Genomic DNA, 26015 nt, shown 5'->3' with positions numbered 1-26015 from the left:
TCCCGGCATGACTGCACATGCCGTGGAAGACGCCGCCCGAGGCGCGAAGCAGGCCCAGCCGGCCCTCGCCCGCCTGCATCGCGACACCAAGGACGCCGTGCTGCGCGCGATGGCGGACGCCCTGGTCGCGCACGCCGAGGACATCGTCACCGCCAACGCCCGTGATCTCGAGGCGGCCGACGCCGCGGGGATCGAGCCGGGACTGCGCGACCGTCTGGCACTGGACCCCCAGCGGGTAGCCGCGATCGCCCAGCAGCTGCGCGATGCCGCTGACCTCCCGGACCCGATCGGTGAGGTGATGCGCGGCTCCGTGCTGCGCAACGGACTCGAGCTGCGCGAGGTGCGTGTGCCCCTCGGCGTGATCGGCATGGTCTACGAGGCCCGACCGAACGTCACCGTCGATGCCGCCGGTCTCGCGCTGAAGTCCGGCAACGCGGTGGTGCTGCGCGGCGGTTCCGCTGCCCTGCACTCGAACACCGCCCTGATCGCGGTGCTGCGGTCCGTGCTGGCCGAGCACGGTCTGCCCGAGGACCTCATCGTCGGGATCGACGCGCACGGCCGGGAGGGCGTGGACGTGCTCATGCGGGCGCGGGGACTGATCGATGTGCTGATCCCGCGCGGCGGAGCCGGGCTGATCCGCCGAGTCGTCGAGAACTCCCTGGTCCCGGTGATCGAGACCGGAACCGGCACGACCCACATCCTGGTCGATGCGAGCGCCGACCTCGACCAGGCGAGCGAGATCGTCCTGAACTCCAAGACCCAGCGCGTCGGGGTCTGCAACGCCCTGGAGACCCTGCTGGTCCATCGGGAGGTGGCCGAAGCGGCTCTCCCGCGCCTGGCGACCCCGCTCGCGGCGGCCGGGGTGCGCCTGCATGCCGACGAGGAAGCTGCCCGGATCCTGTCCGCGGCGGGCACCGCTGCGGAGGTCGTGCCGGCGACCGCGGAGGACTGGGACATCGAGTACCTCGCCCTCGAGCTCGCGGTGAAGGTGGTCGCCGACCTCGACGAGGCGCTCGAGCACATCAGAGCCCATTCCTCCGGGCACACCGAATCGATCCTCACCCGGGACCTGCTCTCGCAGCAGCGGTTCCTGGCCGAGGTGGATTCCGCCGTGGTCATGGCCAACGCCTCGACGCGCTTCTCGGACGGCGGCGAGTTCGGCTTCGGCGCGGAGATCGGCATCTCCACCCAGAAGCTCCATGCGCGCGGCCCGATGGGGCTCCCCGAGATGACCACGGGGAAGTGGCTCGTGATCGGTCAGGGGCACGTGCGGCCGTGACTGCGCTCCCATCGCCGGCGTCGCGGCGTGAGCAGGGCGCGCGGCTGTGGGATGATGGCCCGGTCACTCCTGGAAAGGCCTAGAACACCATGATCGACCAGCTCATGATCCTTGCCGAGGCCGGCGAGCACGCGACCGGCGGCGTCACGCCGCCGATGGTGGGCATCGGCGTCTTCGTCATCATGCTGATCCTGCTCGGGATCACCTACCTCACCGGCGGGACCAACCAGCGCAAGCGCGGGGACTCCGACAGGCACGGCGATCACTGATCGCCATGGAGCAGCAGCGACGACGGATCGGCGTGATGGGCGGGACGTTCGATCCCATCCATCACGGTCACCTCGTCGCAGCCAGTGAGGTCCAGAGCGTCTTCGGCCTCGACGAGGTCGTCTTCGTCCCGACCGGTCGCCCCTGGCAGAAGGCCGATCGGGAGATCTCGGATCCGGAGCACCGTTACCTCATGACGGTCGTGGCGACCGCTGCGAATCCCGTGTTCACGGTCTCGCGCGTAGACATCGACCGTCCCGGCTCGACCTACACGATCGACACCCTGCGGGACCTGCACGATCAGCAGCCCGAGGCGGACCTCTTCTTCATCACGGGCGCCGACGCGCTGCAGTCCATCCTCACCTGGAAGGACTCCGAGGAGATCTTCTCCCTGGCGCACTTCGTGGGCGTCACCCGTCCCGGGCACGAGCTGGACACCTCCGGCCTCCCGGCCGACGGGGTCAGCCTGATCGAGGTCCCGGCGATGGCGATCAGCTCGACCGACTGCCGCACCCGCGTCGCAGCGGGAGGACCGGTGTGGTATCTGGTCCCCGACGGCGTCGTCCAATACATCAACAAGTACGCCCTCTACACAGGAGGTGACGGCGATGACTGAATCCGACACCACTCCGCGTCGCGGACGACGCGCTCGCGCGCTGAGCCCCGAGGAGAGCGCCGCGCTGGAATCGCGCTCGGCCGTCGCGACCACCGATGACCAGGCCGCGGTCCCCGGCGTGCGCGGTGCCGTCGAGCCGCCCGATGCGGCAGCTCCGGTGCCGACTCTGCGCAAGTTCGGCCGGCGCGCCCGCATCATCGAGCTCAGCGAGGACCCGGAGCAGCCGGAGCAGGCCGAGTCACCTGCGGATCCCTCCGGCTCCGCGTCCGACAGCGGGAATGGGTCCGACAACACTGCCGGTTCCGACAGCACTGCCGGTTCCGATGCCACGAGAGCCTCCGGCGGTGCCATCGCGGGAGAGAGCCCCGCTGCGCAGGCGCAGGCGGCGAGCCCCGGACGGTCGACACGTTCGACCGACTCGAAGGGCTCGAAAGGCTCGAAGGGCTCGCCGACCGCGGTCATCGAGCGGGATGCCGACGGGGTCGAGCTGGGGGAGCTCTCGGTCACCGAGGCACCCTCCCCGCGGCCGGCACCCCGTTTCGAGGGCAAGGTCCTCCACCGCGCCGAAGGAGCCGCCAGCCGTTCGCTGGTCTGGCTGGTGTGGACCCTCATCGCGGTCGCCCTGATCGTGCTCGTCATCCTTCTCCTGACCGGGGTCCTCGGCCCCGGGGAGGCCTCCGCCCTGGATGCCTCCGTGCAGAATCTGTTCACCGACCATCTCGTCCTCAAGGAATCAGCCGCGTGAGTGCCCCCGAAGATTCCCTCGATCTGGCCCGGGTGGCCGGTCAGGCCGCCGCCGACAAGCTCGCCGAGGAGGTGATCGGCCTCGACGTCTCCGAGCAGGTCGTGATCACCGACGTGTTCCTCGTGTGCAGCGGGGACTCCGAGCGCCAGGTCTCGGCCATCGTCGACGGTGTCGAGGAGGCGCTGCTCCGCGACCGCCGCCGCAAGCCGCTGCGCCGCGAGGGCCAGCGGGATGCCCGGTGGGTGCTTCTGGACTACGGCGACATCGTCGTGCACGTCCAGCATGCCGAGGACCGCGCCTACTACGCCCTCGAGCGGCTGTGGCGCGATGCCCCGGTGCTGGACCTGCAGATCGTGGACCCCGCGGCGTGACGCCCGCCCGCTCCACCGGAAGCCCCGCACGTACGCGCCTGATCCTCGTGCGTCACGGGCAGACGGACTACAACAAGGAAGGTCGCCTGCAGGGACAGGTGGACATCCCCTTGAACGCGACCGGGACCCGCCAGGCCGGTGTGCTCGCCGCCGCGGTGGCCGCGAACCCGCCCGATCTCATCGTCGCCTCTCCGCTGGAACGTGCCCGCGACACTGCGCAGATCGTCGCGTCGTCCTGCGGTCTGGAGGTCACCACCGACGCCGCGCTGATCGAGCGCAGCTTCGGGACCTGGGAAGGACTGCGGGGCGAGGAGATCCGTCGGCATTGGCCGACGGAGCATGCCGACTGGCGTGCGCATCGTCCGGTGACCGGGCTGGGTCTCGAGGACCGCCCTGCGGTCGCCGAACGCATCGCGGATGCCTGCCGGCGCCTGGTCGCCGAGAACACGGGGCGCACCGTCATGGTCGTCTCGCACGGTGCGGCGATCACGCTGGGCATCACCGCGCTGCTGGGACTGGACGCCGACGATTTCCGGGGCATCGCGGGCCTGGAGAACTGCCATCGTTCGGTGCTCGAGCCCCTCACCTCGGACACCAGCGGGCGTCTCATGAGGCTGGTGTCACACAACCTGGCTCCCGATTTCACCTGAGCCGAGGATCGGGGTAATCTTTACGAGTCGCCTGATGAGGGCGACACCCGATACGGGGCTATGGCGCAGTTGGTAGCGCGCTTCCATGGCATGGAAGAGGTCAGGGGTTCGAATCCCCTTAGCTCCACTCGAGAAACCGTGAGACAGTGACTCGTCAGAAGGGCCCCACCGCGAGGTGGGGCCCTTCTGCTGTTGCTGCCCGGGCTCAGCTCTCGCTGTCGAGCTGCCCCATGAGGGCGGTGGGGTAGCGGTCGCCCTGGGCGGCGCCGACGGGCAGGGCCGCATCGATCCGGGCCAGGTCCCGCTCATCCAACTGCACGGCCGTGCTGCCGAGCATGGAGGTGACCTGGTCGACGCGCCGGGACCCGACGATCGGCACGATGTCCTCCCCGTGGGAGGCGACCCAGGCGATCGCGAGCTGCGCCATCGAGATGCCCTTCGCGGCAGCGATCCCCTGGATCTGCTCGAGCAGCGCGCGGTTGCGGGCGAGGTTCTCGCCCTGGAAACGGGGGAACATCCCCCGGGAGCCTCCGGAATCGCCGGAACGCCCGGCGACCAGGCCCTTCGCGAGGACGCCGTAGGCCGTGACGCCGATCCCCAGCTCGCGGCAGGTCTCCAGGATCCCGTTGGTCTCGATCTCCCGGATGAGCAGGGAGTACTCGATCTGGAGGTCGCTGATCGGGGCGACCGCCGCGGCGCGTCGGATGGTCTCCGTGCCGACCTCGCTGAGTCCGATGTGGCGCACGTACCCGGCCTCGACCTGCTCCTGGATGGCGCCGATGGTCTCTTCGATCGGCACTTCGGGATCCAGGCGCGCGGGCCGGTACACGTCGAGGTGGTCCACGCCGAGCCGGCGCAGCGAATAGGCGAGCGAGGTGGCGACGTTCTCGGGCCGCCCGTTGAATCCCAGCGGCATGCCGGTCGGGGAGATCGTGGCTCCGAACTTCACCGAGAGGACCGCGTCCTCACGCGAGCGCTCCCGCAACGCCCGGCCGATGAGCATCTCGTTGTGCCCGGCGCCGTAGAAGTCTCCGGTGTCCAGGAGCGTGCCCCCGGCATCGAGATAGGTGTGGATCACGCGCAGGCTCTCGGCGTCGTCGCTCGGCCCGTAGGCGCCGGACAGGCTCATGGCGCCGAGGCCCGGCGAGGAGACCGACGGTCCCGTGGTCCCGAGGCGGCGGGTGGTGGGTCGAGTGGTGGGTGCGGTCGGATCGGTGGCTGCGGTGGTGGGGTGCTCAGCGGTGGCGCTGTTCTCTGTGGTGGTCATGCCCTTGAGCCTGGACCTCTGCCGACCGTGGCACGAGGCCCGGTCCATCCGGGGAGAGGCGGTCCCTGGATAGCGGGCCGGGCGGGGAGGAGGATGGGTCGATGATCGATCGACAGGGCCTCGCCGACTTCCTGCGCCGCCGCCGCGAGCAGCTGCGTCCGGTCGACGCCGGTCTGCCCGAAGGTGCCCGACGTCGTACGCCCGGCCTGCGCCGGGAGGAGGTCGCGATGCTCGCCGGCGTCTCGGTGGACCATTACACGCGCCTCGAGCAGGGCCGGGGCTCGGCGCCCTCGGCCGGGGTCGTCCTGGCCATCGCCCAGGCGCTGCACTGCGACCGGGAGCAGCGCGACCATCTGCTGCGTCTGGGCGGTCACGCCCCGCCCCCGCGGCGCGCCGGCCATCATGTGCGCCCGGGTCTGATCGCCCTGGGGAACCGGCTCACGGACCTCCCCGTCGTGATCCTGACGGATCTCGGCGAGGTGCTCTGGACGAATGCTCTCGGCAAGGCGCTGGTCGGGGGAGTGCTGGGGGACAGCGCTCGGGACCGGAACGTCGTGTGGCGCTGGTTCACCGACCCGTCGGCCCGACTGATGCCCTCGGACCACTGGGAGAGGATCTCCACCGCCCACGTGAGCGATCTGCGCGCCGCGTTCACCCGCCGCGGCGGGGACGCGGAGGTCACCGCACTGGTCGGCGAGCTGGAGGAGCGCAGCGGCGAGTTCGCCCGGCTGTGGGCGCTGCACGACGTCGCGCAGCGCCAGATCGACCAGAAGGTGTTCCTGCATCCGGAGGTCGGTGCCATCGAGCTGCGCTGCGAAGTCCTGCTCACCCCCGACGAGGACGTGTCGATGCACGCCTTCTTCCCGCTCGAGGGCACGGACGCCGCGCAGAAGCTCGAGCTGCTGGGCGTCATCGGCACCCAGGTGCTGCGGGCGCCCTGACCACGCCCGGGCGGAGGCTCAGACGCCCTTGGCGAGCCGGGCGATGACGTCGGCCGCCGGGCCCTCCGGGGCGTTGCGCCAGCCGGTCCCGGCCCACAGGTGGAGCCGGTCGGTGTCCCCGGCGGCCCCCGCCGCACGGCGCAGCTCCTGGGTGAGGTGATGGACGGCGGGATAGGCCGTCGGTGCCGAGGCGTCGTGCCGCTCGAGGAAGCCGTTGCGCAGCGAGCGGGCCGGCCGGCCCGTGAAGGCCCGGGTCAGCGCCGTCTCGGTGAAAGAACGGTCCGCGAGGGCCGCGCGATGGGTCGGCGAGGTGCCGGCCTCATCGGTGCGCAGAAGCAGGGTGCCGGCGGCCACGGCCCGGGCGCCTGCGGCGAGGATCCGATGCACCGCGACCGGCCCGTCCACGCCGCCCGCGCCGATCACCGGCAGATCCACGGAGTCGACGACCTGGCGCACCAGCTCGGGCGTCCGGATCGGGGGCGGGGTGCGGGTCGGGTCGTGGGTGGCGCTGTGCCCGCCGGCGTCCGGCCCCTGGACCACGAGACCGTCCACCCCGAGCTCGGACGCGGCCCGCGCCTCCTCGGGCGAGGTCACGCTGGCCAGCACTGCCGTGCGCACGGCATGCAGCGAGGCCACGTGCTCGGCGGCGGGGAGCGCGAACGTGAAGGACACGACCGGGACCGGGCTGCGCGTGAGCATCTCGAGCTTCTCGGCGAAGGAGTCGTCATCGTTGCGGGGCACCGGATCCAGGGCGATCCCGTAGGCGTCGGCCTCCGCGGCGAGCTCGGCGGCATAGTCCGCGAACGCCGCCTCGTCGATCGCGCGGGGCGGGAGCGCGAAGAGGTTCACCCCGAAATCTGCGCCGAGCCCGCGGAGCGCGGCGATCTCCGCGCCGAGGGCGACGGCGCTCTTGTTGCCGCCGGCGAGGAACGGGAAGGCGCCCGCTGCGGCGACCGCCTGGGCGAGGGCGACGGTGGAGGGGCCGCCGGCCATCGGTGCGGCGACGAGGGGCAGGCGGGAGTCGAGCAGCGCAGGGGTCATGCCCTCGATCCTCGCAAACGGATCACGCCGCCGGCGACCATGCCCAGTATCGGCAGCAGCGGCCAGATCCAGTTCAGCCCGTCCGGTCCGACCATCCCGGCGTCGGCCATCACCGCCAGACCGGCGCACACGAGCACGACGGCGAGAATCGGCTGCCACAGGGGCGGGGCGGGCCGGTCGTCGTCGCGAGGCTCCTCGAACCGTCCGAACACCAGCACCATCACCCCGGTGAGGGCGAGCAGCACCAGCGCCCACAGCGGGCGCGTCGCCCACCAGCTGCCGCTGAGCGGCGTCGGCCCGAGCCCGAACCCGCCCCGGGCGAGCAGGAGATGGGACAGGCCCACGAGGGCCGTGAGGTGCCACAGGAACCAGGTCATGATGCGTCGGTTCACCAGGACGGTCACCAGCCAGATCCGGGGACGGCGCAGCAGCGCTGTCAACGGCCGCTCCAGCAGCAGCACGAGGCCGGCCTGCAGCATCCCCAGGAACGCCATCGTCACGCGGGTCGGGCTGGAGTTGCTGATCTCGTCGGCCCCCGAGGTGATCATCGAGACCGGGTACGGGCCGAGGCCGACCAGGAGGGCGAGACCCACCGCGCCGATACCGGCCAGCACGAGGCGTCGGGCGGAGCCGCTCAGACGCCCGTCGAGCCAGGCGAAGCCGACCTGGTGGAAGCTCGCCCAGACCAGCACGTAGTTCGGGTACCCCAGCAACGGCTGGTCCAGGCCGATGCTCACCGCATCGACCACCCCGGCGAGGGCGATGCCGCCCACGATCGACCACCAGCCCAGTCGCTCCCACAGCACCAGCAGGGGAGGGGCGACCACGATCACGAGCAGATAGGCGGCCAGGAACCAGGTGGGCACCAGCGCCATCTGCGTGGCGAGCTGCAGCGCCGCGGTCGGGGCTCCGGCGGCGAGCGCGATCACGCTGATCACGAGCCAGGCCACCAGCAGCGGCAGCAGCGGGATCCCGAGCCGACGCAGCCGGGTGCGGAGCCACTGCGCATAGCCGACATCCTTGCGCCGGGCGGAGCGCCACGACAGGGCGTTGGAGTAGCCGCCCACCAGGAAGAAGATCGGCATCACCTGGAACACCCAGGTCAACGGATGGGTCCAGCGGGCGGTGTCGAGCACTCCGTGCGGGGAGATCCCGCCGTCGGCATCGACCGCGACGATCGTCCAGTGCCCCAGCACGACCACCGTGATCGCGGCTGCCCTCAGGAAATCCACCACACGGTTGCGCGAGTCGGGAGTGGCGGCATCGACCTTCTGGGCGCGGCTGAGGCGCGTTGTCGTCATGGCAGCAGAGTAGTCGGGCACCGACAGCCGGCGAGGACCGGCACCTGAGCGCGACGCCCTCGCACGACGACCTGCTCGTGATCACCCGGCGTCATCGGTATACCGTTCCTGCATGACGCTCACGATCCTCCGCTCCGTCCGGCCCTGGGGCCACGATCTCGTCGACCTCCACATCGACGGCGGCACCTTCTCGGCGTTGCTCCCACCCGGAGCGGAGGCCCCGGCGGGCGCAGAGGTCATCGACGGGCACGGCATGCTCGCGCTCCCCGGCCTGATCAATGCGCACGCCCACGTGGACAAGTCCTGGTGGGGTCGGCCGTGGGTGCCCTACGGCGGCGAGCCGACGACGCAGGGCCGTATCGCCCACGAGCGCGCCCAGCGGGGCGCCCTGGGCATCCCGGGACCGGACGTCACCGAGCGGGTGCTGCGGGAGTTCCTCCGCCACGGGACCACCGCGGCCCGCAGCCATGTCGACGTGGACCTCGGGGTCGGCCTCGACGGCATCGCCGCGGTCCAGGAGGCTGTCGCACGCCTGGAGGGCGCGCTCGAGGTGGAGGTCGTCGCCTTCCCCCAGGACGGCGTGGTCCGACGCGAGGGCGTCCTGGATCTGCTCGATCGTGCGGCCCGCGCCGGCGCCGACAGCATCGGAGGCCTGGACCCCTGTCTCATCGATCGTGACCCGGTCGCCCAGCTCGACGGCCTCTTCGACATCGCCGCACGGCACGGCTGCGGCCTCGACATCCATCTCCACGCCGGGGGTGACCTGGGGGCCTTCGAGTACGAGCTGATCATCGACCGGACCCGCCGCGCCGGGCTCGAGGGGAGGGTGAACATCGCTCACGGCTTCGCCCTGGGCCAGCTTCCCGCCGGGCGCCAGCGGTCCCTGCTCGCGGACTTCGCGCAGCTGGGAATCACCTGGAGCACCGTCGCCCCCATCGGTTCGGCACCGCTGCCCTGGGAGGCGATGCGGGAGGCCGGCGTGGGCCTCGGGCTGGGCACCGATGGCGTGCGCGACCTCTGGTCCCCCTACGGGGACGGCGACCTGCTGCGCGTGGCCCTGGACTTCGCACGCCTCCACGGGGCGCGCCGGGACGAGGACCTCGTGCGGGTCGCCCGGCTCGCGTCCAGCGACGCAGCAGGATTCGTGCACCGCGAGGTGCACGACCTGGTGCCCGGCGCCCGCGCGGATCTGGTCCTGGTCGAGGCGGAGAACGTGCCCGACGCGATCGTGCGTGCCCCGCGCCGGGAGCTCGTGCTCGCCGGCGGGCGCGTCGTCGCCCGGTCCGGCGAGGTGCTCCTCTGAGCGCTCGGCCCATCGCTCGGCCCATCGCTCGGCCCATCGGTCGGCGCATCGACCGATCCGCTCCGGAGCCCGGTCAGCAGACCGTGAGGATCTCCGCGCCGTCCTCGGTGATCGCGATCGTGTGCTCGGTGTGCGCGGCGCGCGCGCCGGTCGCGCTGCGCAGCGTCCAGCCGTCAGGATCCACCACGAGCTCGTCCGTGTCCTCCATGACCCAGGGCTCGAGCGCGAGCAGGAGGCCCGGGCGCAGGCGGTAGCCCCGCCCGGCGCGGCCGATGTTGGGCACATGCGGGTCCTGGTGCATGGTCGACCCGATGCCGTGCCCGCCGAACTCGGTGTTCACGGGGTAGCCGGCACCCTGCAGCACGGCGCCGATCGCGGCCGAGACGTCGCCCAGGCGAGCGCCGGGGCCGGCTGCGGCGATCCCGGCCGCGAGGGCGCGCTGCGTGGTCTCGATCATCGCGATGCTCCGTGCGGGTCGTTTCGTGCCGACGACGATGCTGAGGGCGGCATCGGCCGCGACCCCGTCCCGGAGCACGGCGAGGTCGAGGGTCAGCAGGTCGCCGTCGGCGAGCGACTGGTCGCGGGGCATCCCGTGCAGCACGGCATCGTTCACGGCGGTGCAGACGTAGTGCCCGAACGGGCCGCGGCCGAAGGACGGCTCGTAGTCGACGTAGCAGGACTGCGCGCCGGCGTCGAGGATCAGCTCGCGGGCCCAGGAGTCGATCTCCAGCAGGGAGGTGCCGACGGTGCTGCGGCTCGCGAGCTCCTGGAGGATCTCGGCGACGAGTCGTCCGGTGTTCCGGGCCCGGGTCAGCTCGGTGGGGGTGAGGATCTCGATCATGCGGTGCCTTCCAGGCTGCTGGGATAACTATCCCGGTAATCCTATACCGGTATTAGTATGGGTCGCATGGTCCGACTACCTCTCACGCCCCACGAGATCGCCCGCGGTGAGCGGCTCGGCGCTCTGCTGCGCCGAGCCCGCGGAGACCGTTCGATGCTCGAGATCGCCCTCACCGCCGGAGTCTCGCCGGAGACGCTCCGCAAGATCGAATCCGGCCGGGTCGCGACCCCCGCCTTTCCGACGATCGCGGCGATCGCCGGCGTGCTGGGTCTGTCGCTGGACGAGATCTGGGCCGCGATCAGCGAGTCCGCGAGCGAACTCGCCTCGTAGAGGCTCGTTTCTTCGAGTCCAGCTTCCCCTCCTCGACGAGGAGGCCGTGCAGCTCCGCGAGCTCGGCGACGGTGAAGTCGGCGCGCTCCAGGGTCGGGGCGATCTCCCGTCGGAACGCGGGGTAGGAGCCCGGCACCTCGGCTCCTCGCCCTCGCAGCACCCGTCGGGCGTACTCGTCGCAGACGAAAGCCGGGCGCCCGAAGCAGTACAGGCCGATCACGTCGGCCGTCTCCTCACCGATCCCCTCGACCTCCAGCAGCTCCGCGCGCAGAGCGGCATCCTCGAGTGACCGCGCGGCCTCGCCGCGATCCTCGACCCACCGGGCCAGCGCCTGCAACCGGCGGGGCTTCGAGGTCGGGAACCCGGATCCGCGCACGAGCTCGCGCACGATCTCCTCATCGGCGTCGGCCAGGGCGCCCGGGTCCAGCAGGCCGGCCGCCCGGAGCGCGATGATCGACAGATCGGCCTGCTCCCAGCGGCTGCGCTGGACGAGCACCGCGCCGACGGCGATCTCGAAGGGCTCCTCGCCGGGCCACCACCAGCCCTGCGGCCCGTGCTCCACGAGCAGCTCGCCCTGCAGGGCGCGCAGATCGATCACGCGACGTCCAGGGGCGTGCTGTCGGGATGGCTGAGGGTGAGCAGCGCGCGTCGCACGTGCGGGTTCTCCTCCAGCTGGTCCTCGATGGCCTGGACGGTGTCCTGCAGCGCCGATTCCGCGGAGTCCCCGGCGAGGTCCACCGACGCGATCACGAGGAGCTGATCCGCGCCGACCCACTCGGTGTGCAGGAAGCTGACGCTGTCCACGTCGGGGTGCTCCTGCAGGGTGCGCAGCAGCGCGGCGCTGGCCTGGGGGGAGGCGCCCTCGCCGGTGAGGAATGCCGTGTTGCGGGCGATGAGGAGGATCGCCACCACCCCGAGCAGCAGACCCACCAGGATCGAGCCGATCGCATCCCACACGGGCTGCCCGGTGAGCTGGTGCAGGCCCATGCCGAGCGCTGCGAGCACCAGGCCGATCAGCGCGCAGGCGTCCTCGGCGAACACCGCCCGCAGCATCGGATCCGAGGTGGTGCTCACGTGGCGCAGCGGGCTGACCCGGCGGGAGCGGGCCCCGCGGCGGGCCTGGCGCAGGGCCTGCAGGAAGGAGAAGCCCTCCAGGACGAAGGCGATCCCGAGCACCAGGTAGGCCCAGCCGTACTCGACGCCCTCCGTCTCGGGCGCGCTCAGGGACTGGATCCCGTGCCAGACGGAGACCCCGGCCCCCACGGCGAACAGGCCGATCGCGGCGAACATCGCCCACACGTAGCTGTCGCGGCCGTACCCCATCGGGTGGGAGCGGTCGGGTTCCCGGTGGCCCCGGCGCTCGCCGACGAGCAGGAACACCTGGTTGCCGGTGTCGGCCCAGGAGTGCACGGCCTCGGCGAGCATCGATGCGGATCCGGTCAGCAGCGCGACGACCGTCTTCGCGATCGCGACCAGCAGGTTCGCGCAGAACGCGATGATCACTGTCAGTCCGCTGCCAGAGCTCTCCTGGGAATCGCGGTCGTCCTGGGCTGAGGTGTCGTCCATGTGCCCATTGTGCGCCTCCCGATCAGCGCACCGGGTAGATGCTGACATCCTGCGCGTGGATGCCCAGGCGCACCTCGTCCCCGGGTCGCAGACGCTGCTGCGCCACGAGCTGCGGGGTGAGATCCGCCGCGATCTCCCCGGCGCGCACTCGCACCAGGTCCCCACGAGGCTCCAGATCCGTCAGCCGACGGGTCAGCACCGTCGTTCCCGGCGGCGGGAGGGCGTCGTCCTCGAGCAGATCCACGTGCGTCGGGCGGACGGCGGCGCGGACCCGCGACCCCGTCGCCACCGGCTCGTGCGTCACCCCGGCGAGGGCGCCGTCGACGGTGCGGCCGTCCCAGGTCCCGGTCAGCAGGTTCACCCCGGCCAGGCGCGCCGTGAACTGCTGCTGCGGGCGGGCGAGCACGTCCGCCGTCGGTCCGCTCTCGATCAGCCGCCCGCCCTCGAGCACGGCGACGCGATCGGCGAGGGTGACGACGTCGAGCACGTCATGGGTGACGAGGATCGTGGTGCGCTCGCCGAGGACGCGCCGCAGCAGCTCGCGCAGCGCCGGGGCCACGTCGATGTCCAGGGCGGCCATCGGCTCGTCCAGCAGCAGCAGACGCGGCGACGCCGCCAGGGCGCGAGCGATCGCCACCCGCTGCGCCTGTCCGCCCGAGAGCTGGGAGGGGCGCCGGTCCGCGAGCTCGCCCAGCCCGATCTCCGTGAGCCACCGGGACGCCTCCTCCCGGGCCCGGCGTCGGGGCGTGCCCTGGGCCCGCAGCCCGAAGGCGATGTTCCGGGAGGCGCTGAGATGGGGGAACAGGACCGGATCCTGCGCGAGCGTGGCGACGGCGCGATCGTGCGGCGGCACCAGCAGGCCGCTCGCGCTCAGGAGCCTGCCCTCGAGCGTGATCCGTCCGGTGGTCGGACGCAGGGTGCCGGCGATCAGGGAGAGGACGCTCGACTTCCCGGCGCCGTTGGGGCCGACGAGCGCGAGCGTCTCGCCGTCGGCGACGTCGAGGGCGAGGTCGAGCCCGCGCTCGCGGACGGTCGCCTCCAGGGTGAGGGTCATGTGCTCACCCGCCGCCGGACGAACGCGATGATGAGCACAGCGACGATCATGAGCACGAAGGACAGGGCGACCGCTGCCTGAGGGTCGCTCTCGCGCTGCAGGTAGATCTCCAGGGGCAGCGTGCGGGTGGTGCCCTGGAGGCTGCCGGCGAAGGTGATCGTCGCGCCGAACTCGCCCAGCGCCCGTGCGAAGGAGAGCACCGTGCCCGAGAGCAGGGCGGGCAGCACCAGGGGGAGGGTGATGGTCGCCAGCACCCGGGAGGGCCGCGCGCCGAGCGAGGCCGCGGCCACCTCGTAGCGGGTCCCTGCGGTGCGCAGCGCCCCCTCGAGGCTGATCACGAGGAAGGGCAGCGCCACGAAGGTCTGGGCGATCACCACTGCCGTGGTGGAGAACGCGATCTGGATCCCGAGGACCTCGAGCTGCCGACCGAGCAGGCCCTGCCGCCCGAAGGTGTAGAGCAGCGCGATGCCTCCCACCACCGGGGGCAGCACCAGGGGGATGAGCACGAGGGAGCGCAGCAGCGACAGGCCCGGGAAGCTCGTGCGGGCCAGGAGCAGCGCCATCGGCACGCCGAGGATCACGCAGGCCAGGGCGCTCGTGGCCGACGTCTGCAGGCTGAGCCGCAATGCCTGCAGAGAGGACTCGCTCGTGATCAGATCGAGGAAGCTGCCCCACTGGACGCGGGCTGCCATGGCCACCAGCGGCAGGAGCACGAACAGGGCACCGAGCATGGCCGGGATCAGCACCCAGCGGGGCAGCGATCTCATCTCAGTCCCTGCCGGTGCCGGTGCCGGTGCCGGCCCCGGGCTCGCCGAAGCCGTGCTCGCCGAGCACCTGCTGACCGGTCTCCCCGGTGACGAGGTCCACGAACTCCTGGCCGAGCTCGGGCTGCGCGGAGTCCTCCACCGTGGTGATCGGATAGGTGTTCACGGCGCTGTCCGACTCGGGGAAGGCGATGCCCTCGACCTCGTCCCCGGCCTTCGCCACGTCGGTGACGTAGACCAGCCCGGCATCGGCCTCGCCGCTGGAGACCTTGTTCAGCACGTCGGTGACGGACTGCTCCTCGCTGACGGGGGAGAGGTCCACACCGGCGGCCCTCTCGACGGTCTCGGCGGCCGCGCCGCACGGCACCGCGGGTGCGCAGACGACCAGGTCGATCCCGTTATCCGCGAGCGAGGCGAGGTCGGTGACCCCGGCCGGGTTGCCCGCCGGCGCCGCGATCATCAGCGTGTTGCTGGTGAAGGCGACCGGATCGGCGGCCTCGAGCCCCGCGTCGACGAGCTCGTCCATGGTCGAGGTGTCGGCCGAGGCGAAGACGTCGGCCGGAGCGCCCTGCTGGATCTGTTCGACCAGGGTGGAGGAACCGGCGAAGCTGAACTCCACGTCCACGCCCTCGTGATCTGCCTCGAACTGCTCGCCGAGCTCTTCGAAGGGCTCCTGGAGCGACGCCGCGGCATAGACCGTGAGGGTGGTGGTGGTCCGCCCGCCGCCGGCGCCGCCGACGGCGCTGCAGCCCGTGGCGCCGAGCGCCAGGGCCAGTGCCGCGATGGCGGCGAGGCCCGAGACGGCGGCGCGGGGTCGGTCGGCGGTGCGGGGTCGGTCGGCGGCGCTCATGGAGCGCTGTCCGGGGAGGGCGCGGGCGTCTCCGCCTCGATGACGACGTGGGTGGCCTTGATGACCGCGCTCGCGACCGAGCCCGGCTCGAGGCCGAGGTCCCGCACAGCTTCGCTGCTCATCAGGGAGACCACGCGGAAGGGCCCGCACTGCATCTCTACCTGAGCCATCACGGTGTCCATGACGACCTTCGTCACGAGTCCCACGAAGCGGTTGCGGGCCGACGTGCGGGTGGCGCCGGCGAGCTCCGGAGTCACGGCGAGCTCGCGGGCCATGCGCGCCACCTCGACCCCGTCCAGGACGGTCCGCCCGCTGGCGTCGGCCGCGGCCTCCAGAGACCCCTTCTCGATCCAGCGCCGGACGGTGTCATCACTGACACCGAGGAAGGTGGCGGCCTCACGGACTCGTATCTGCGACATGTTCGCCATGATACGTCCGCATATGCGGATGGGTGCTGGGGTCAGCTGACAAACAGGACGCCGCCCAGAGCGATCGCGGCGACGAGCAGCGTGGCCAGTGCCGCGAGCACGAAGGGGCGGGCGCCGACGTGGATCAGCTTGCGCACCTTCACGCCGGTGCCGAGGGCGAACATCGCGGCGGCGAGCAGGGTGGTCTGCAGCAGTCCGCCGATGGTCAGCACGACCTCGGGCAGGGGGACGACGGAGCGCAGCAGCACCATCGCGAGGAATCCGAGCACGAACAGCGGCACCAGGGGCGGGCGCTTCCCGTCGGCCGTCCCGTGGGAGCGTTCCCGGGCGCCGAGCACGGCCATGACGGGAGCGAGCATGAGGATGCGAGCGAGCTTCACGATCACGGCGACAGTGAGGGCGCCGCCCCCGAGCACGCCGCCGGCCGCGACCACCTGGGCGATCTCGTGGATCGACGCCCCGGCCCACAGGCCCGAGGAGCGCGCCGACAGGCCCATGAGCGTGGCCGCCGCCGGCAGCAGGGCGATCATCAGGGTGCCGAAGATGACCACGAGCGCCACTGCGGTGACCGTCTTCTCCTCGTGCTCGTCCTCGGGGTCGGTGACACCGGCCGCGGCGGCGACCGCCGCGGCGCCGCAGATCGAGAACCCGCAGCCGATGAGCAGCGTCAGGCGCGGGTCGACCTTCAGCAGCCTGCCCAGTGCGATCGTCCCGAAGATCCCGCCGACGACGACGCAGACCACGACGAGGAGCATCGGGACGCCGAGGGCGAGGATGTCGCCGAGCACCAGTTGGAGGCCCAGCAGCACGATGCCCGCACGGAGCAGCTTCTTCGCGGAGAAGTCCGTGCCGGGCACCACGGGCGCCGGCAGGCCCGCGGTGTTCGCGAGGGTGATGCCCACGATGATCGCGATGATCAGGGCGCTCACCCCGGGGACGAAGGGCGCCACGAGCTGTGCGAGCACAGCCACGCCGAGGCTCAGCGCGAGCCCCGGGAGGAGCGAGGGGCGGCGGGACGGGGGAGCGGTGTCAGTGCGGGCAGCAACGGAGCCGGCGGTGTTGGTGCGGGCGGTCTCGGAACGGGCGGTGTCGGCGCCTGTGGGGGTGGCGGCAGTTTCGGGCATGGGAAGAACCCTGTCACCGCTGGTCCGTGGCCGGTAGACGGCAATAGTCGATCAGGGCATATCCTTCTGATATGCCCGATGCTCTCCCGAACCTGCAGGCCCTCTCGCTCTTCGTCGCCGTCGTCGACGAAGGCGGTCTCGGCGCGGGGGCACGTCGCCTCGGCATGTACCAGCCCAATGCGAGCCGCATGATCGGTCAGCTCGAGGCGCAGGCCGGGATGCCGCTGCTGGAACGGGACCCGCGCGGCTCACGGCCCACGTCGGCCGGGCTGCTCTATGCCGCCCATGCCCGCGAGCTGCTCGAAGCGGCCGACGACTTCGCCGCCTGGCTGCGGCACAGCCGGGATGGCGACACCCTGGACCTGCAGGTCGGCGCCTCGATGACCATCGCCGAGCACCTCATGCCGGCGTGGCTCACCGACCTGCGCCGCACCAGCTCCCGCGTGCGGGTGGATCTGCGGGTGCTGAACTCCACCCAGGTGCTGGAGCAGATACGCGGCGGGCAGCTGCAGCTCGGCTTCATCGAGACCCCGCACGTGCCGCGCTGGGTCCACGCCCGCACCTTGCGCGAGGACGAGCTGGTGCTGGTCGTCTCCCCGGATCACCCCTGGGCGGGACGTGGGGCGCGCAGCGCGAGCTCAGAGCCGGGGTCGGAGCCGGGGCCGGTGCAGGGGCCGGTGCCGCTCGAGGAACTCGCGGCGACTCCACTCGTGGTCCGTGAGGGGGGATCCGGGACCCGCGATGCGTTCGAGGAGCTGGTCCCCGCGGCGGCGAGCACTCCGCCGGTGCAGGAGCTCAGCAGCAATGCCGCTGTGCGGGTCGCCGTGGCCTCCGGCGCCGGGCCCGCGGTGCTGAGCATGCTGGCTGTGCGGGCACAGCTCGAGACCGGTCAGCTGCGCCGGGTTCCCGTCGTCGGGGCGAGGCTCCGCCGTCCGTTGACCGCTGTCTGGAAGGGGCCGCGCACCCTCACCGGACCGGCGGCTGATCTCGTCGCCGTCGCGACAGGAGCCAGGCGGCCGATCCCCTGAGCGCACGTGTACGTTCGAGAGGGACACCGACCTCTTGGAGCTGAGCACATGCCGATCCTGACCAATACCGACGAGCTGCCCGACCAGCCGCACCGCGGCGCCGTATGGTCCATCGCCGAACCGGATCGTGAGCTCGACTCGAACCTGATCCGGCTGCCCGCAGGGGATCAGATCGAGACGCATGTGGGCGCAGAGGTCGACACCCTCATCCATGTCGTGCGTGGTGACGGCACTCTCGTCACGGAGGGCGGCGAGGAGCCGCTGCGCAGCGGCGACATCGCGCTCCTGCCACGGCGCACCGTGCGGGGTTTCCGTGCCGGTGAACACGGTCTGGAGTATCTGACCGTGCACCGCAAGCGCCAGTCGTTGCAGATCGGGACACGGCGCGCGGCGACGGCCGAGTGACCTGACCGGATCTCAGAGGGGCGGAGGGCGAGTCCGAGACTCCGGCCATCGGCTCCACGGTGGCTCCGATGGTGGTTCCGCCGGTGGCATCGGCAGGGTCTTCTTCTCGGCCGATTTCTTCCCCGACTTCTCGGCAGTCTTCTCGGCGGTCTTCTCGGCCGAACTTCGCTTGAGCCTCGAGAGGTGCGTTCGCCAGGCATTCTCGAGCTCCTCGACCGCGATCCGCGTGGCGAGGTCGACGTCGTCGGCGACGAGGGCATGGTCGCCGCTGCGGCCGATGCGCCAGCTGGTCCGACCGGGTTCGCGGGCGACGGTGGGGATCCGGGTGGGGTCGAGCAGTCCTGCGGTCTTGTCCTGATGGTGCTGCCAGCACAGCAGGTGGAGATTCTCCAGCTCGGTGCGGCCACCGTCCACGGGCCGTTCGTGATCGAACTCCTCGAGGTGATCGCACTCGGAGGCCCAGGAGACCGGACGGGTGCAGCCGGGCACGGCGCACGTCGCGTTGCGCAGCCGCAGATGTTCGCGCATCGCCTGGGTGGGCTGGTATCGCTCCGCCGGGAGCGGGAGGAATGCGCCGGAGCACGGATCGGTCAGCACCCGGAACCAGGTCTCCTGCCCGCCGGCCAGCAGGCGAGCCATCTCGGGAGGGATCGGCGTGGTGCCGTCCACCATGCCCGGGGCATCCGAGACGCCGAGCAGGGTCAGAGCAGGCACCGTGACGTTGAGCCGGAAGCGAGGGCCGGGGATCTGGACGTCCCCGGTGTCGAAGGTGGCGTTCAGTTGGAGCTCGTAGCGCAGGCGTGACAGCGGGAGCGGACGGCCCGTCGTGGTGACCAGGTCATCCACGTCGTACGGGATCTCCGTGTCGTCCCGAAGTGCCTTCCGTTGTGCCGCCTGGATCGCGCGGGCCGATTCATCCAACCGCTTCCAGTACTCCAGGATCTCCGGGATGGGGCCGCGCGCGCTGACGGAGCCGACCCCGCGGGGGGAATCCGGGGCGATGGTGACCTCTCGTGGGGGCGGGGGTGCCGTCTCGGGCTCCTCCTCCCGGCGGGCGAGCAGGCCCACCAGCGCGCCGAGCAGTGTGACGAAGCGGTCGACCGGGATGTCCGGGGACCAGGTGGCGACGGCGATGTCGAGCTGGCGCCGAGATTCCTCGCCGAGATCCTCCGATTCGCGCACCATGCGCTGGAACCACCAGGAGGGGAAGGCTCCGCCCTCGAGCAGGGTGAACGTGCGGGGCAGGTGATGGGCCGCGCGATGCGCCGAGCGCAGCTCCCACCGGGCTACCCCGTGGGTGACGCGCAGCGCGATCGCGGCGCGGGCCGTCGTGACGTCGTCCTCGTCCTCGTCGTCCTCCCTCTCGTGGTCGAAGAGCTCCGCGAGCGCGCGATACCGGCCGGCGAGAGCGCGGGCGCTGGCCTTCTCGGCATCCCAGACCTGCTGCGCGGCTGCGCCGAGTTCCGGGTCCTTTCCGCAGTCCGTGCGGTCAGGAAGGCCGTCACGGGTCAGAGGAGAGCGAGCGTCGACGATCTGCAAGCGGCGTGGGAGCGACTCGAGGAACGCCCGGTCGGCCGCCTGGCGGTCTTCGTCGTCCGACTCCCCGCCCACGGGTGGGCTGTGCCTCTGTGTGCTCATGCTCTCCACCCCCTTGTCGCGCTCCGCCGACCAGCCGCGTTCCAGTCCTGTGCCGCGTCCTGTGGCGAGTTCTGTGCTCTGATCCCGAGTACCTTGAGCCTAGTCGTCAGAATGCCGCAGAAGAAGGGGTGTGGATAACTTCGACATTGTTTCTCAGCGGTATCCACAAAATGGTGACGCTGCTTTGTGGATAAAGTGCCTCTGGGGAGGAAGGGTCGCCTCGGGGCCTTCGCGAAGCCACCGCGAAGCCTCCGCGAAGCCTCCGCGGATCGACCTGACATCTCCTGCGGACCGGACTCCGGGGCGGCGCCAGAAGAGGCAGTCGCCGCCTCGTAGCCCACGACGAGCTGCAGTTCACTCCCGCACGGCGACGACTCCCGGAGTCGACGACACGGTGTGCAGGGGGCGGCGCCCTCGTGAACCTCGACATGCTGTCGCGTCGCCTCGGGTGCGGGGCGGCAGGCGGTTTCGACCGAATTCTCGTGACGTGCACGAAGAATGTCTGTGTGGTGCTGTATGGCGTGTCGTCGAAGTGATAACGCAGAACGGAGGAAGGGTTGGGACGAAAGGGTGGAATGGAGGGGATGGGAATGGTGTGCAGGGTGGGGCGTCGGGCAGGCATCAGGGCGCTCAGGAGCTCAGGAGTGGGATCCCACTGTTCGACTCCCGCCCGTCGGCCGCCTCCGCCCCCACGACGTGCGCCAGCCCTCACTGCGCGCACCGATCTCCACGGCGAGTCGGTATCGACCCGTCCTCACACCGGGCAGACTGGACCCATGGCCGAACTCTCTGATCCCCGCGTCGCCGTCTACCTGGACTTCGACAACATCGTGATGTCCTGGTACGACCGGGTGCACGGACGAAATGCCTATGGCCGCGACCGTCAGCGCATCGTTGAGGACCCCACGGAGCCCGAGATCGCCGAGCGGCTCGCGAAGGCGACGGTCGATGTGGGCGCGATCATCGACTACGCCGCCTCCTTCGGCTCCCTCATGCTCACCCGCGCCTATGCCGACTGGTCCTCGCCGGTCAACGCCGAGTACCGCTCGCAGCTGGTCGCCCGCGCCGTGGATCTCGTGCAGCTGTTCCCCGCCGCCGCCTACGCGAAGAACGGGGCCGACATCCGGCTCGCCGTGGATGCCGTCGAAGACATGTTCCGCATCCCCGACCTCACCCACGTGGTGATCGTCGCCGGCGATTCGGACTTCGTCCCGCTCGCACAGCGCTGCCGCCGCCTCGGCCGCTACGTCATCGCGATGGGAGTGGCAGGCTCCACCGCGAAGTCCCTCGCCGCGGCGTGCGACGAGTTCGAGGCCTACGACAACCTCCCGGGCGTCGAGCGTTCCGAGGCGCCCACGAGGACGCGCACCCGCCGCGGCCAGGGGAACGGGAACGGTCGAGGCCGGGGAAGCAGTGACACCGGCGGCTCCGCTGGGTCCGCCGGATCCGACGCAACGGCACAGGCCGCCCAGGACGCTGCTGATGCCGCGGCGGAGGCGGCCGACGCCGCAGCCGATGCCGCGGCCGATGACGACGACATCGAGAGCTCCGAGGACCCGCGCGAGGCGGCGACACGACTGCTCCAGCGCGCCCTGCAGCTGGGCGGGCGCGGCGACAGCGAGTGGTTGCACAGCTCGGCGGTGAAGTCGCACATGCGCCGCATGGACCCGTCCTTCAGCGAGAAGACCCTCGGGTTCCGTTCCTTCTCGGACTTCCTCAAGGCGAACTCCGACATCGCCGTGCTCGAGGAGACAGGGCACGAGCGTCTGGTGCGCGCCTCGTACTGATCGCGCCTCGAACTGAGCGCACTTCGTACTGACCGCAGCACCTCCTGAATCGGCACCGCACCCCGCCGGCTGCCGTCCCGCTGCGACCTCGGTGACCGCTGCACGCGATCGGGAGGCAGCACCGGTAATCGCAGGACAGGACCGTCGGTGCGGGAGGATACTGGAGACCCCGACGAAGGAGACGACGTCATGAACCTGGTCCTGTGGATCCTCGCCTTCCTGCTCGCTGCCGTGTTCATCGGGTCGGGACTTGCGAAGCTGCTGACCCCGCGCGCTCAACAGATCGAACGCACCCCCTATGCCGAGGACTTCCCGCACAGCGTGATCGTCGGCATCGGCGTGCTCGAGGTCCTGGGAGCCGTCGGACTGATCCTGCCCGCGCTCACCGGGGTCGCCACGATCCTGGTGGCCTTCGCGGCGGCCGGCCTGGCGATCACGATGGTCTTCGCGGCGCTCGTGCACATCCGCCGCGGTGACGGCTTCGTGGCGGCGCTGCCCTCGATCGTGCTCGCGATCCTCTCCGTGTTCGTCGCCTGGTCTCGGTTCGGCCCCTACCAGCTCTGACCGGCGACTACCAGCTCTGACTACGCCTGGCGGTGGTGCATCCTGGTCAGAGCCGCTGCGGTGAGGCAGGATCAAGGCATGTCACCCACCGATGTGATCGCTTGGCTCCTCGATTCCGACCCCGCGCTGCGCTGGCAGGTCGAACGCGACCTGCTCGATGCGCCGACGGACCAGTGGGAGGCGACCCGGGCACGGATCCCGCACGAGGGCTTCGGGGCCGCTCTGCTCGCGAAACAGGATCCGGACGGCCAATGGGCCGGTGGCGCCTTCTTCCCGAAGGGATTCTTCGAGGACCACGAGAACCAGCTCCTGCCCGGTCAGCCGTGGACGGCGACCACCTGGAGCCTGACCACTCTGCGCGAATGGGGCATGGATCCGGCCCCGCTCATCGAGCGGAACACGGCGCAGCTGCTGGCGGAGAACTCGCATTGGGAGTACGACGACTCGCTGCCCTACTGGGGCGGTGAGGTGGACTGCTGCATCAACGCGATGACGCTCGCGAACGGACTGTGGTTGGGGGCGGACGTCGAGTCCCTGCCGCGCTGGTTCCTCGAGCACCAGATGGAGGACCGGGGCTGGAACTGCGAGTGGGAGAGCGGCTCCGAACGCTCCAGCTTCCACTCCACCCTCAACGTGCTGCGCGCCCTGCTGATCCATGAGCAGGCCACCGGAGGCAGCAGAGCCACGCGAGCCGCGCGCGACGCCGGTGAGGAGTACCTCCTGGAGCGTCACCTCGCCTGGACCCTCCGCACCCGGGAGATGCCCGGGCCCTGGGTGGATCACTTCCTCTACCCGCCGCGCCACATCTACTCGGTGCTGCGCGCTCTCGAGCACTTCCGGCTCGCCGGCCGGAAGGAGTCGCGGATGGAGGAGGCCGTGGCGATGGTGCGCGAGGCGCAGCAGGCCGACGGGACCTGGCTCCAGCAGAAGGTCTTGCCCGGTGAGGTGTGGTTCGAGGTCGACGTCCCCGAGGGGGAGCCCTCGAAGTGGATCACGCTGGAGGCACTGCGGGTGCTGCGCTGGTGGAACGAGGGGTGACGTGAGTCAGCCTCGGCAAGCACCCCAGGGGGAACCGCGAGAGCGGCTGGGGAGACGACAGAGGCACGGTCGAGGGGGAGCTCCATGGGGGAGAAGATGTCGCGGGGCACACGCCGGGCACTGATCGTCGCGGCGGCGGCCGCACTGGTGGCCGTGCTGGTGATCGCCGGCGCGGTGACGGTCTTCGTGCGCGGAGGGATCGCGCATCCGGCGGACCGTGCCCGCACCGAGGCGGAGCAGGGGTACGAGGAATGGGCCGGACCGTTCGGCGAGGAGGCCGCTGCGCGGCAGGCCGCCCTGGAGCCGGTGCTCGGGGAGCCGATCGAGGAGACCTGGTACATCGTCTGCTCGGGCATCGCGCCGGGCGGTCCGGTGCCGAATGCCCAGTACTGCGATCTCTCGGTGGCGACCACCTATGCGGTCGACTGGGCCGACCCCCAGGCCGAGGTGGACGAGATCATCACGACCCTCGAGAGCACCGAGGCCACCACGGGCGATGAGGTCACCGCCGGGGAGGGCGGGCCATGGACCGCGCTCCCGACGGACCCCGGTGAGGAGCCGGGAGGGAAGGTCGCCGAGGCCGGCCACAACGGGACGGTCTACGTCCACGGACCGGGATCGGAGACGCTCGAGACGGGCGAGATCCTGGAGTTCGATCTCTTCCCCGACGAAGTGATCACGCAGGAGACGGTCACCGCCTCCGAACCGCCGACGGGCCACGGCCAGGTGGAGATCCGTCGGCAGATCGGGCTCTCCCGCACCGACATCGGCTGCCGGCCGAGTCCGAGCCGAGGCTGCGACACCCTCCTGGACGAGGCGTCCATGCCGCATATCGACGGGTTCAGCTGATCACTGTCAGCTGACGGGCGACGGGCGACGGGCGACGGGCGACGGGCGACGGGAGAGGGGCGACGTGCGGCGTGCGCGAGAGGACGCAGCGCGTCAGCGCTCCACGAGCCATTTGATGAGGAAGGCGAGAGGTACCAGCGGGATCGCGGAGAGTCCGAGGATCCCGAGCACCAGCGCCCCCTTGGACTCGGCGTCCAGGGTCTGCTTCCAGCCGGCCATCGTCAGCGCATGGTCCAGCGGCACGTTCACGTCACGGGTGGAGAAGCGGTAGTCGACGACCTTGTGGAAGCCATGCCGGTTCAGGGCCCATTCCTGTCGTCGGGAGAAGTGCCAGCTGCGGCCCGAGGAGAGCGCGGCGACCGCACCGAGCCCGGCCGGTCCCGCGGACGCGTCGACCTCGTAGAGCACGTCCAGGCGGCGGGCGGTCCCCGGCTTCGTGCGGACGAGCGTGCTGGCGAACGTCGTCGACAGGCTCCGCTCGGTGAGCAGGTGCCGCCACCGGGCGTCGGCCAGGTTCGCCGAGATGCGGATCTGGTCCTGATCGGCCATCACCAGGTACGGAGTGTCGTCGAACGCCATGGCGACGGCACGCACCACGTCCTCCCACGCCCACGGGTCGCGCCGGGTGGTCGGCGCCGGCAGGGGCCGGCCCACCGGCACCATCTGGAGGGGCCGACGGGAGGAGGCCCCGGCGGTGCGCCGCTCGCGGATCATCCCGAGAGCGCCGCTGAGGCAGATCAGACCGCCCAGGGCGAAGACTCCGCCGGTGAGGAGGAGGCCCCAGGACCATCCGTCGCGTGCTGCGAGGACGGCGAGCAGGACCCCGAGGCCGAGGAAGATGAGCGTCAGGGCGCTCAGTCCGATGAGCTTCTGGGTGAAGAGACTGCTCGGGCTCGCGCCGACGGCGATCATCGGGGCTCTCCTCCGGTTCGCGCCGCGATCATGCGGCGGAGCGGACGGGAGCCGTGGCGCTGGCGTCCCGGGTGGTGGTGCGGATCCGGTACAGGCTCGACGACGCGGCGATGTAGAGCGTGCTCCCGTCCTCCCCGCCGAAGCACAGGTTCGCGGTCTTCTCCGGGACGGGGAGGTCCAGCAGGCGCTCGCCGTCGGGGGAGAACACCTGTACCCCGGACAGGCTCGAGCTCCAGATCCTGCCCTCGACGTCCACCCGGATCCCGTCGGGCAGGCCGGGGGAGACCTCGACCAGGCTCCGACCGTTCTTCGCATGGCGTCCCTCGATCACGTCGTACACGTGGATCGCGTGACCGCGCGGGCGGTCCGTGCCGGTCGCGTCGGGGTCCGCCGGGGACAGCGAGGAGTCCGCGACGTAGAGCAGCGTCTCGTCGGGGGAGAAGGCGAGCCCGTTGGGTGCCTCGACGTCGATCACCACGGGAGTGAGGGCGCCGGTGGACTCGTCGAAGCGGAACACATAGCGATCCCCGTACTCCTCCTCGCCGGCGTGCCCCTCGACGGGCCGCTTGATGCCGTAGGCCGGGTCGGTGAACCAGATCGCCCCGTCGGAGGCGACGACCACATCGTTCGGAGAGTTCAGGCGGACGGCGCCGAACCGGTCGACGAGCGTGGTCGGAGAATGTTCATCACCGGGGCCGACGGCAGCATCGCGCTGCACGGCGCGGCGCCCGTGGGAGCACTCCACGACCCGGCCGCGCAGATCCAGGGTGCGGCCGTTGGTGTGCTCCGCGGCATCGCTGAACACGGTCAGCTCACCGGTCTCCTCCGAGTACTCCAGGATCCGGTTCGTGTGGATGTCGCTGAAGCGCACGGCCCGACGCTGGGGCAGCCAGACCGGGCCCTCGGCCCAGGTGGCGCCGGTGGCGACCTTCTCGAGCGTCGCCCCGGGGGTGAGGAGGGCGGACGAGGGCTGAACCGGTGCGGGGGTCATCATGGTCGGATCGTAGGCCAGCAGGTCGTGTGCCGTCAGCCCCGTGCCGTCAGTCCGGTGCTGTC

General features: G+C 71.2%; 29 protein-coding genes and 1 tRNA gene. 16 read left to right on the top strand and 14 right to left on the bottom strand.

The window, feature by feature from the left end:
• The first annotated feature begins 7 nt into the window (after positions 1–7).
• The 7 genes from ACT3UL_RS07745 to ACT3UL_RS07715 all read left to right on the top strand — a co-directional run bounded on the left by ACT3UL_RS07745 (position 8) and on the right by ACT3UL_RS07715 (position 4055).
• Positions 8–1279, top strand: a complete 1272-nt coding sequence (locus tag ACT3UL_RS07745; protein WP_444577626.1) for a glutamate-5-semialdehyde dehydrogenase — start codon at positions 8–10, stop codon at positions 1277–1279.
• A gap of 89 nt (positions 1280–1368) precedes the next feature.
• Positions 1369–1548, top strand: a complete 180-nt coding sequence (locus ACT3UL_RS07740; protein ID WP_343926161.1) for a hypothetical protein — start codon at positions 1369–1371, stop codon at positions 1546–1548.
• A 35-nt stretch (positions 1549–1583) separates the two neighbouring features.
• Positions 1584–2162, top strand: a complete 579-nt coding sequence (gene nadD, locus ACT3UL_RS07735) for a nicotinate-nucleotide adenylyltransferase (protein ID WP_444577802.1) — start codon at positions 1584–1586, stop codon at positions 2160–2162.
• Positions 2155–2907, top strand: coding sequence for a hypothetical protein (locus ACT3UL_RS07730; protein ID WP_444577625.1), 753 nt, complete (start codon positions 2155–2157; stop codon positions 2905–2907). Before nadD ends, ACT3UL_RS07730 begins: the two co-directional genes overlap by 8 nt.
• Positions 2904–3278, top strand: a complete 375-nt coding sequence (gene rsfS / locus ACT3UL_RS07725; protein ID WP_444577624.1) for a ribosome silencing factor — start codon at positions 2904–2906, stop codon at positions 3276–3278. The genes ACT3UL_RS07730 and rsfS overlap by 4 nt, the downstream gene beginning before the upstream one ends.
• Entirely contained in the window at positions 3275–3928 is a 654-nt protein-coding gene (locus ACT3UL_RS07720; RefSeq protein WP_444577622.1) for a histidine phosphatase family protein, read from the top strand. Before rsfS ends, ACT3UL_RS07720 begins: the two co-directional genes overlap by 4 nt.
• A 54-nt stretch (positions 3929–3982) precedes the next feature.
• Positions 3983–4055: transfer RNA gene (locus tag ACT3UL_RS07715), tRNA-Ala, on the top strand.
• Positions 4056–4133: 78 nt separating this feature from the next.
• On the opposite strand, the gene ACT3UL_RS07710 is transcribed toward ACT3UL_RS07715, so the two are convergent.
• Positions 4134–5195 (bottom strand): aldo/keto reductase, encoded by a 1062-nt coding sequence (locus tag ACT3UL_RS07710; RefSeq protein WP_444577620.1) that lies wholly within the window; start codon positions 5193–5195, stop codon positions 4134–4136.
• A 101-nt stretch (positions 5196–5296) separates the two neighbouring features.
• Between ACT3UL_RS07710 and ACT3UL_RS07705 the strand changes: the two genes are divergently transcribed.
• Entirely contained in the window at positions 5297–6136 is an 840-nt protein-coding gene (locus ACT3UL_RS07705) for a helix-turn-helix transcriptional regulator (RefSeq protein WP_444577618.1), read from the top strand.
• Positions 6137–6154: 18 nt separating this feature from the next.
• Here the strand turns inward: ACT3UL_RS07705 and ACT3UL_RS07700 are convergent, their stop codons facing one another.
• Positions 6155–7177, bottom strand: a complete 1023-nt coding sequence (locus tag ACT3UL_RS07700) for an NAD(P)H-dependent flavin oxidoreductase (protein ID WP_444577616.1) — start codon at positions 7175–7177, stop codon at positions 6155–6157.
• On the bottom strand, positions 7174–8478 hold the full coding sequence (locus ACT3UL_RS07695) for an acyltransferase family protein (RefSeq protein WP_444577614.1): 1305 nt from the start codon (positions 8476–8478) through the stop codon (positions 7174–7176). Before ACT3UL_RS07695 ends, ACT3UL_RS07700 begins: the two co-directional genes overlap by 4 nt.
• 112 nt (positions 8479–8590) lie before the next feature.
• Between ACT3UL_RS07695 and ACT3UL_RS07690 the strand changes: the two genes are divergently transcribed.
• Positions 8591–9781, top strand: a complete 1191-nt coding sequence (locus tag ACT3UL_RS07690; protein WP_444577612.1) for an amidohydrolase — start codon at positions 8591–8593, stop codon at positions 9779–9781.
• Positions 9782–9854: 73 nt separating this feature from the next.
• Here ACT3UL_RS07690 and map read toward each other — a convergent pair whose 3' ends face one another.
• Positions 9855–10622 (bottom strand): type I methionyl aminopeptidase, encoded by a 768-nt coding sequence (gene map / locus ACT3UL_RS07685; protein WP_444577611.1) that lies wholly within the window; start codon positions 10620–10622, stop codon positions 9855–9857.
• A 66-nt stretch (positions 10623–10688) separates the two neighbouring features.
• Here map and ACT3UL_RS07680 point away from each other — a divergent pair, with 66 nt between their 5' ends.
• On the top strand, positions 10689–10952 hold the full coding sequence (locus ACT3UL_RS07680) for a helix-turn-helix domain-containing protein (RefSeq protein WP_444577610.1): 264 nt from the start codon (positions 10689–10691) through the stop codon (positions 10950–10952).
• Here ACT3UL_RS07680 and ACT3UL_RS07675 read toward each other — a convergent pair.
• The 7 genes from ACT3UL_RS07675 to ACT3UL_RS07645 are packed head-to-tail and all read right to left on the bottom strand — an operon-like array spanning position 10921 to position 16738.
• The gene (locus ACT3UL_RS07675; protein ID WP_444577608.1) at positions 10921–11550 is read right to left on the bottom strand and encodes an endonuclease III domain-containing protein; all 630 of its coding nucleotides are present in this window, start codon (positions 11548–11550) and stop codon (positions 10921–10923) included. The two genes, ACT3UL_RS07680 and ACT3UL_RS07675, sit on opposite strands and share 32 nt — an antisense overlap.
• Positions 11547–12518 carry a cation diffusion facilitator family transporter gene (locus tag ACT3UL_RS07670; RefSeq protein ID WP_444577607.1) on the bottom strand — a complete coding sequence of 324 codons (972 nt, stop codon included), beginning with the start codon at positions 12516–12518 and terminating at the stop codon, positions 11547–11549. Before ACT3UL_RS07670 ends, ACT3UL_RS07675 begins: the two co-directional genes overlap by 4 nt.
• A 22-nt stretch (positions 12519–12540) precedes the next feature.
• Positions 12541–13572 carry a sulfate/molybdate ABC transporter ATP-binding protein gene (locus tag ACT3UL_RS07665; RefSeq protein WP_444577605.1) on the bottom strand — a complete coding sequence of 344 codons (1032 nt, stop codon included), beginning with the start codon at positions 13570–13572 and terminating at the stop codon, positions 12541–12543.
• Positions 13569–14339, bottom strand: a complete 771-nt coding sequence (locus tag ACT3UL_RS07660) for an ABC transporter permease (RefSeq protein ID WP_444577603.1) — start codon at positions 14337–14339, stop codon at positions 13569–13571. Before ACT3UL_RS07660 ends, ACT3UL_RS07665 begins: the two co-directional genes overlap by 4 nt.
• A gap of 1 nt (position 14340) precedes the next feature.
• On the bottom strand, positions 14341–15186 hold the full coding sequence (modA, locus tag ACT3UL_RS07655; protein WP_444577601.1) for a molybdate ABC transporter substrate-binding protein: 846 nt from the start codon (positions 15184–15186) through the stop codon (positions 14341–14343).
• The gene (locus ACT3UL_RS07650) at positions 15183–15605 is read right to left on the bottom strand and encodes a TOBE domain-containing protein (RefSeq protein ID WP_444577599.1); all 423 of its coding nucleotides are present in this window, start codon (positions 15603–15605) and stop codon (positions 15183–15185) included. Before ACT3UL_RS07650 ends, modA begins: the two co-directional genes overlap by 4 nt.
• A gap of 41 nt (positions 15606–15646) precedes the next feature.
• Complete coding sequence (locus ACT3UL_RS07645) at positions 15647–16738, bottom strand: YeiH family protein (protein ID WP_444577597.1); 1092 nt, start codon at positions 16736–16738, stop codon at positions 15647–15649.
• Positions 16739–16809: 71 nt separating this feature from the next.
• Here ACT3UL_RS07645 and ACT3UL_RS07640 point away from each other — a divergent pair, with 71 nt between their 5' ends.
• A complete protein-coding gene (locus tag ACT3UL_RS07640) occupies positions 16810–17766 on the top strand; it encodes a LysR family transcriptional regulator (protein ID WP_444577595.1) in 957 nt (318 codons plus the stop codon).
• Positions 17767–17814: 48 nt separating this feature from the next.
• Positions 17815–18171, top strand: a complete 357-nt coding sequence (locus ACT3UL_RS07635; RefSeq protein WP_444577593.1) for a cupin domain-containing protein — start codon at positions 17815–17817, stop codon at positions 18169–18171.
• Between the two features lie 12 nt (positions 18172–18183).
• On the opposite strand, the gene ACT3UL_RS07630 is transcribed toward ACT3UL_RS07635, so the two are convergent.
• Positions 18184–19809, bottom strand: coding sequence for an HNH endonuclease signature motif containing protein (locus ACT3UL_RS07630; protein WP_444577591.1), 1626 nt, complete (start codon positions 19807–19809; stop codon positions 18184–18186).
• 776 nt (positions 19810–20585) lie between these two features.
• On the opposite strand from ACT3UL_RS07630, the gene ACT3UL_RS07625 reads away from it, so the two are divergent.
• The 4 genes from ACT3UL_RS07625 (at position 20586) to ACT3UL_RS07610 (ending at position 24047) form a co-directional block, all read left to right on the top strand.
• Complete coding sequence (locus ACT3UL_RS07625; RefSeq protein WP_444577589.1) at positions 20586–21596, top strand: NYN domain-containing protein; 1011 nt, start codon at positions 20586–20588, stop codon at positions 21594–21596.
• 189 nt (positions 21597–21785) lie between these two features.
• Positions 21786–22160, top strand: coding sequence for a DoxX family protein (locus tag ACT3UL_RS07620; RefSeq protein ID WP_444577588.1), 375 nt, complete (start codon positions 21786–21788; stop codon positions 22158–22160).
• Positions 22161–22238: 78 nt separating this feature from the next.
• A complete protein-coding gene (locus ACT3UL_RS07615; protein WP_444577587.1) occupies positions 22239–23198 on the top strand; it encodes a squalene cyclase in 960 nt (319 codons plus the stop codon).
• 84 nt (positions 23199–23282) lie between these two features.
• Positions 23283–24047: a hypothetical protein gene (locus ACT3UL_RS07610; RefSeq protein WP_444577585.1), complete on the top strand. Its 765-nt coding sequence runs from the start codon at positions 23283–23285 to the stop codon at positions 24045–24047.
• Positions 24048–24140: 93 nt separating this feature from the next.
• Here ACT3UL_RS07610 and ACT3UL_RS07605 read toward each other — a convergent pair whose 3' ends face one another.
• Entirely contained in the window at positions 24141–24959 is an 819-nt protein-coding gene (locus tag ACT3UL_RS07605) for a hypothetical protein (protein WP_444577584.1), read from the bottom strand.
• A gap of 28 nt (positions 24960–24987) precedes the next feature.
• Positions 24988–25953 (bottom strand): SMP-30/gluconolactonase/LRE family protein, encoded by a 966-nt coding sequence (locus tag ACT3UL_RS07600; RefSeq protein ID WP_444577582.1) that lies wholly within the window; start codon positions 25951–25953, stop codon positions 24988–24990.
• Positions 25954–26015: the final 62 nt, after the last annotated feature.

It is taken from the genome of Brachybacterium sp. 107, from assembly GCF_052379725.1.
Classification (GTDB): Bacteria; Actinomycetota; Actinomycetes; order Actinomycetales; family Dermabacteraceae; genus Brachybacterium.
Note: the sequence above shows the minus strand (reverse complement) of the source record. Positions and strands in the feature narration are given on the sequence as shown.